Annotated in this window: 5 protein-coding genes; 3 read left to right on the top strand and 2 right to left on the bottom strand. The window is 49.9% G+C overall.

Going from position 1 to position 7,076, the window contains the following annotated elements; all coding sequences use genetic code 11:
- Both ABWO75_RS13050 and ABWO75_RS13045 read right to left on the bottom strand, forming a co-directional pair.
- Nucleotides 1-2,392, bottom strand: a 2,392-nt coding sequence (locus ABWO75_RS13050; RefSeq protein ID WP_353186224.1) for a CLIPPER-2 domain-containing protein, incomplete at its 3' end; no start/stop codon positions are given.
- Between the two features lie 11 nt (nt 2,393-2,403).
- Nucleotides 2,404-2,826: a hypothetical protein gene (locus ABWO75_RS13045; protein ID WP_353186222.1), complete on the bottom strand. Its 423-nt coding sequence runs from the start codon at nt 2,824-2,826 to the stop codon at nt 2,404-2,406.
- Between the two features lie 561 nt (nt 2,827-3,387).
- Here ABWO75_RS13045 and ABWO75_RS13040 point away from each other — a divergent pair.
- The 3 genes from ABWO75_RS13040 to ABWO75_RS13030 all read left to right on the top strand — a co-directional run.
- The gene (locus ABWO75_RS13040) at nt 3,388-4,020 is read left to right on the top strand and encodes a LuxR C-terminal-related transcriptional regulator (protein ID WP_353186220.1); all 633 of its coding nucleotides are present in this window, start codon (nt 3,388-3,390) and stop codon (nt 4,018-4,020) included.
- A gap of 31 nt (nt 4,021-4,051) precedes the next feature.
- Nucleotides 4,052-6,007, top strand: a complete 1,956-nt coding sequence (locus ABWO75_RS13035; protein ID WP_353186218.1) for a sensor histidine kinase — start codon at nt 4,052-4,054, stop codon at nt 6,005-6,007.
- 162 nt (nt 6,008-6,169) lie between these two features.
- A partial coding sequence (locus ABWO75_RS13030) for a hypothetical protein (protein ID WP_353186216.1) occupies nt 6,170-7,076 on the top strand: 907 nt, incomplete at its 3' end.

Genomic DNA, 7,076 nt, shown 5'->3' with positions numbered 1-7,076 from the left:
TGATGGTCTTCGTTACCGTCAGTTCCGGGGTCTGCACCACGTCCGTATCCGTCGGGTCGTTCGGGTCAGGCGTACCCGGGTCATCCGAGTCATCCGTCACCGGGTCACCGTTCGGGTCTTCCCCCGCAGCCGTGGCCTGGTTGCTTACGCTGCCGTTGTTCAGGTCCGTTAAGGTGAGGGTGTGCGTTACCGTAATGGTCACGCTTTCCGTCGGGTCAAGCGTGCCGATGTTCTCCTCGCCCGCAGGGATATCCGCATTGGCGTCCGTCAGCACGATGTTGTCGATTGTCACGTTGCCCGTATTGGTCACCACGATGTCGTAGGTGATCACGTCACCAACAGCCTCGTACGGACCCGCACTTGTGATCGTTTTCGTTACCGTCAGCTCCGGGGTCTGGACCACGTCCGTATCCGTCGGGTCGTTCGGGTCAGGCGTACCCGGGTCATCCGAGTCATCCGTCACCGGGTCACCGTTCGGGTCATCCCCCGCGGCCGTGGCCTGGTTGCTTACGCTGCCGCTGTTCAGGTCTGTCAGGGTAACCTCATGGGTAACCGTGATGGTCGCGCTTTCCGCCGGGTTCAGCGTGCCGATGTTCTCCTCGCCCGCAGGGATCACCGCATTGGCATCCGTCAGCACGATGTTGTCGATCGTCACGTTGCCCGTGTTCGTAACCACGATGTCGTAGGTGATCACGTCGCCCACCGCATTATAAGGGCCCGCGCTTGTGATGGTCTTCGTTACCGTCAGCTCCGGGGTCTGTGTACCCGGCGTAGTTACCTCGCCGTCATTCGGATCCTCCGGATTGACGGGATCACCGTCCGGGTCATCGCCCGTAGCCGTAACTGTATTCACTACCGAACCCGTATTCAGGTCGGACTGCTGTATCGTATATGTTGTTGTGAAAACCTCTGTATCCAACGAAGCTAGAGAGGTAATCGTCTCTGAAAGTCCTGTAAGCGGATCGGTAACGACAATATCCGTCAGCTCCACGTTACCGGTATTGGTTACCGTAATCGAATAATTAACCTTATCGCCGACTGCTTCAAACGCACCCCCGGCACGCACAACATCGGCAGCATCCGTCACCGATGTAACGGCTTTAACCAGTGTAAACGACGGGTTCGGCGGACTCGGTGTTACTTCGGCCTCATCAAAATTGTCTGTCTGATCAGCGTCTACCGCATCCAACGCCTGGATATTGACCAGGTTCCGATAATCACCGGTTGCATTGACTGTAGCCCGAATCTCCAGTTCCTCTTCCGCTCCAATGGGCATGGTTCCAATAGCCCATAAACCCGTCACCGGGTCGTAGGCTCCCTGTGAGGGCGTAGCCGACACAAACGTATACCCCGACGGCAGTAAATCCCTTACTTCCGCCTGCGTCACTTCATTCCCTTCGGGAATATTTTTATTTATTGCCCTGATATTGAACGTCACGGTGCCACCCACTACCGGTGTAGCGTTGTCCACTGTTTTTTCAACTGATAGATCCGTTTCCCTTAATCCGATGATTTGATGTAATAGTACACCTGAATCATAAGACTGATCCCCAACATCCGCAATGGCCACCTTAAATCGATACGTAGCGCCGGGCACCAGCCCTGCAATATCCCGCGTTATTGCCTTGGTAATCCCATTGTATTCAATATGGACGGGGAATGGCCCTGGCTGTGGACTGGTATTTGTCTGTCCATCATTCCGGTGACCATTGTTGATATAAAACTCGGTTTGCCCCAGGTTGACCGCGGTACCATCTGACGCCGCACCCAAAACCCCGCCATTGACCGAATTGACCGCAATGACATCATTATTAGAAGGTAAAAGCGCAAAATTCTGCGGTGTCGTGCCATTACCAATACCCGGTCCCGATACAAAGAAACCAAATAGGTCATTAAAAGTACTACCCACATAATCCGGGTATTCCTCGGAGCCAAATTGGAACACAATCCGAATTCCGGTTACTTCCGGTTCAAGTGTGATATCAAAGGAATAAGCAACTGTATTGAATGAAGCCAGGGGATTGATTGCTATTAAGTTTGCATCCGACCCCGAATTTCCTGGGTTAAGTGATACGTCAGGTTGTGTATTTCTCGTATTGAGGTCCGACCCAGCATTACCCGTTGAAAAGAGTACCCCTTGGTCTATACCAAAACCAGCACCAGCAACTCCATTCGTAAATGTGGCAATTTGCTGGCTTCTGTTTCCCCGTTCCAGCAATTCGTTTGAAATACCCAGACCAGATCCGGTGAGTGCATTGACAATGGCAGCATCGGTTGGGTTTCCTACATAAGTCGACTGTCCAAATGCACTCGGCATTACCATTAAGCAAAGGGCAACAAGACCTAATACATAGCTTTTTAACCGCATGGAGTTCGCGTAAAATTTATTCATAGATAGCAGGCTTAGTTTTTTTCATTAATTCCGAACCAACGATTTATCAGGCCCAGGTCAATCAACCGCAGGTAGACATCTTCTCCCAGCAGTTCCCGCAGTTTTCGGGCACTCGCCTGCATGTTTAATTCCCAGCGCGGACCGGTAGCTTCATGCTGTTCGAGGTATTGATATTTCCCTAAAAACATATTATACACATAGTCTTCCTGCAATTTTGAAAGCTGTGCACTTTCCTTCAGGGTCGCCAGGTCGCGGGTCGCCAGCTGCGCAGCCGTTGATTCGTCGTTATTTCCTGCCGGGCGGCTCTGTGCCCATGAAGAAGGTACGGCACATAGCAGAATTAGGCAGGTAATCACACATGATACCATGAAATTGATTTTCATCCTTGTTCTCCCAGTGGGAGTCGGTGTCAGCAATTGGCTTAAATTGTTCATTTGATAGTGCAGAATTGACTAAGTTGGTGGTTATTCGCTCGGCATCGGTTGTCCGCTTCACGAATCAAAATCGCCCATAGCGCTGGTTCTTCGGTATTTGAAGACCAATCTGTGTAACCGTTCCGTGGATGCCAAAAAACCTTGGCATATAAATTGATCACGGTATTCTGAAGATATCAGCGTTAAAACAGGCCTAAGTTTCTTTTACTAAATTTCAATTTTCTTTGATAGAATATTTTTCACAAAAAAAAGGAGATAAGTCTATTATATCACTACACTACATACACAATAACATTTTTTGGCTATTCCGATTTTATAAAATAACCTATTAATGTCATTTTATATCGTTACGATGATCGGAGCAAAAAAATGGCTACTGTTATGTAAATGAACAGGTAATTAATTGATTTAGCCCGTATTATCCAGAAATACAGATAACAAAAACATGCTATTGAACTATGCTTATATCACATTAATTAGTCACTAAAATCAATCGATACCCAAACCAGCCTGATGCATCATAAATCAAAATCAATACTTTTGCTACATTGGCACTGACCTATGGAGCGAACTAATACCACAGCTATCGTCTTTGACGACCACCGCCTGTTTGCGGATTCCTTTTCGGCACTGATCGAAAGGCTGGAAATTTTTCAGGCTGTGCATGCGTTTAACGAGGAACGGGAGCTGACCCAGTTCCTGATTAAGCATTCCCAGCTTCCGATCTGCCTGTTCCTGGACTATTACCTGAAGAATAAAAACGCCCTTCCGCTCATCAATGAGGTCAAGCGCCTGAACCGTAAGGTGACAGTCATTGTCATCAGCTCGGTCGTCAACCCCACTACCGTAGCCAACATTATGGCTTACAGCCCAAAAGGATTGATTAGCAAGTCGTCTGGTTTTGACACCATTCTTGAGTGCTTAGCAACCATCGATCGCGGCGAGCAATACGTTTGTCCGGTAATCAGTAAAATCCTGGAAGACCTGAACCAAACCATCGAAATTCCTTTTACCGTTCGTGAACTGGAAATTTTGCAGTATTTTGCACAGGGGTTATCCATTGCGCAAACGGCCGACCAAACACACCTGAGCAAGCATACGATTGTCGCGCATCGGCGTAAGATGATGGCTAAGGCGCATGTCAATTCCATTACGGAATTGCTGGCATATGCCCGTACACAGGAATTAATCTGATCACGAACCATCACGTTAGTGTGTATTACTTATGACTATCAACTTCTACCTACCGGCAAGGAAATTTATTTTCCTTGCCATTTTATTTTTCCTCCTTGGGGGTACCAGTCAGATTGCCAGCGCGCAACCGGCATCCCGCGCACAGCAGGAGTTTGACAAGCTGGCCAATGCGTACCATTCCAATCGCATATCCGCAGACCAGTATCTGGCCAAAGCCGACTCACTGACGCACCAGCTGTTCTCGGAGGGAAAACACTTTGAAACCAGGGAGCTGGTGGATCTGCTCGAGCTGTATGAGGACATTGCCTGGAATAAAGTCGCACACAGCCGTGGCCGCATCAGCTATTATTTCCTCTTTTTTAACAACGCGCGCATGTTTAAAAAGCGGGGGGCATCCATGTACTACGCCGAAAAAATTACGGAGGAATATAAAAAGGCCGGCGAGGAGCATCCGCTGGTCGAACAACTGCAAAAAACCAGGATCTATCAGGAGTTGCGGTTGTACGATAGCGTCCTCTCGGTCTATGAACCGGAGCGCAGCTACCTGGTTAGCCTGCCCGAGCGCCTCCGCTCAGGTCAGGTTGACCTTTCCGTGGGCCTGAACGCCATGTACATTTTATCACCCGTACTATCGGGATATATCAAGATGAATGACACCACAGCGGTCTACCAAACCGCAGACCTCAGCAGGCAGATTGGCCATGCCCTCCAACAAAAAGATTCGATTACCCGGAGCCAGCTGCTGTACAATGACCTGTTACTGATCGACACGGACCACTCCATAGCTAAATTTGAGCGCCGCTATGATAGCGTAGCCACCATCCTGAATCGCATGGAGGCACTGAAGACCACCTACAGTGACCAAGTGACAAACTTTATCGATTTCAACCTGGTCCGTCTGCGTTTAGAAAACTACCGCGATCGACAGCAGGTAGACAGCCTTCGGCGCTATCTCGAAAAATACAAGTCTTCGCCTGTTTTCGGCGACAGTCAACAGGCAGACGTTGCTGAATTTACAGGCCAGCTACAGGCCATGCAGGGCAATTACCGCGATGCCTATGCGTCGCTTACTGACGCACTCAATCATGAACGCGACCTGCAAATGGCCCTAATGTCGGAAGCGAGCGACCTGCTGTATGCCTATACCCAAGCTGAGCACAGCGAAATTTCCCTTCGCCGGGCAGAGCACGTGAAAGAGCGACGGACCGTTTGGCTGGTGATCATTTCGGCCGTAGCATCGGCAGTGGTACTGGCCATATACCTGCTTATGCTCCGCCGGAGCCGGAAAGCGAAAGAACAAGTAGAAGCCCTTAACCACGTAGCCAACATGCAGGTCATCGCCATGGAAGAAGCGAAACACCAGGCAATCAGGGACGAACAGCAACGGCTGGGCCAGGACCTCCACGATAACCTGTCGGCTTCCATCGCGGGCATCAAGCACCAGCTGGAAGTGTTAATGATGTCAACCGAAGAGTTGCCGCTGAAGACTAAACTAGGCACCCTGCAAACCAGTTTAACGTACGCGTATGATGCGGCCCGCAACAAAAGCCACGAATGGTTCTACGCCGCGGAAGGACAGGAGGAACAATCGCTGGAAACCCAGATTAACCTATTGGCAGACAGCGCCCTGCCAGACAACCGCTATCGCAAAACCATTGAGATTGATAATGGAGCATTGCGCCAGGTCAATATCGATACCCGCATCGCATTGCTCCGCATCATCCAGGAAGCCATTACCAACATCATCAAGCACGCCAAAGCCACGGCGGTGGATATCTTAATCTATGCGGAAACGGATAGCCTCGTCCTGACGATCAAAGACGACGGAAAGGGTTCGGACGGCATGAAGCTGAATGACAGCAAATCAAAAATGGGCCTGCAGTCTATCCGCCGCCGTGTTCAGTACCTCAACGGCGACATGACCTTGCATTCCGATACGAATGGCACCGAAATCATCGTGTCCATCCCCCTGAATTTGCTGCAGTAATCCGAGTATGCCTTTCAATACCATTTGATTTAGGTAACTTTGCTACCTCGCTTGCGATTTACTTTTCAGTGTTCCGACGTCAACGTATTATTACCCGTCTGACGCCCGTTTAATTATTATATTTACAGGTCAGGCTTATTATCACACCCTAAACTACAACACATGCACATACAATCGATCTGTACCACCATCATGGTGCTATACGTAGCTACCACCACATTTGCCAAGCAGGAAGGTACCAACACGCCGGGCATCAGCGAGCTTAACCAGCAACTGGATAACAACCAACTGGATACCAAGCAATATCTGGACGCCGTGGACGACTGGGTAACCTTACAATTTGCCTCCGGCATGCACTACGACCGCGATACGATGATAAGCCGGCTGATCCATTACCGCCGACTGGCATGGAGTGCCGATTCCCTGAATGCCTATCGGATCAATTACTACATCAACCTGAGTAATAACGCCAATTACGGAAACCGCGAAGGCGAAAGTGTCTATTTCCTGGAAAAAGCCGAACAGGAAATCCTGGCGGCGCACGGCGAGAAGCCCCTATTGGTCGCAGGCCGCAAAAGCAACACCTATATCGATAAACGGAACTACGACAACGTAATCCGCACGTACGAAAAAGAACGTGCCTACATTGAGCAATTTCCTGAATTGCTCCGTAAGAAATCCATCAACGTAAATATTGCCATCAGCTTTATCAACGTACTGGATCCCGCCATCCACGCATACGCCGCCAAAAACGATACCGCCAACGTCGCAAAAACACTCGCCCTGGCCGAGGCAATCTACGGGCCCCTGGTTGAGCAGATCAAACCCACCTCGGCCAATGCGTTCATCACGGCATTCTACATGAAAGAACTTTATTACTACAAATACGCTATTTTACTGAAAGACCGGGAACAGACTGCCCATGCCCTTGCGGATATGGAACAGGCGCTGTATGGCGACACTACCCGGCCGGCTCCGCTGATCGGCATGCTCGAGCCAGTGCTGGTTACCAAACAGGTAGAATACCACCTAACCTACAAAAACAACGACAGCGCCGCCCACTACCTGG

The sequence above is a fragment of the Parapedobacter lycopersici genome (genome assembly GCF_040395035.1).
In the GTDB taxonomy this organism is placed as follows: Bacteria; Bacteroidota; Bacteroidia; order Sphingobacteriales; family Sphingobacteriaceae; genus Parapedobacter; species Parapedobacter lycopersici_A.
The sequence above is the reverse complement of the archived record's forward strand: the minus strand, read 5'-3'. Positions and strand labels throughout refer to the sequence as shown.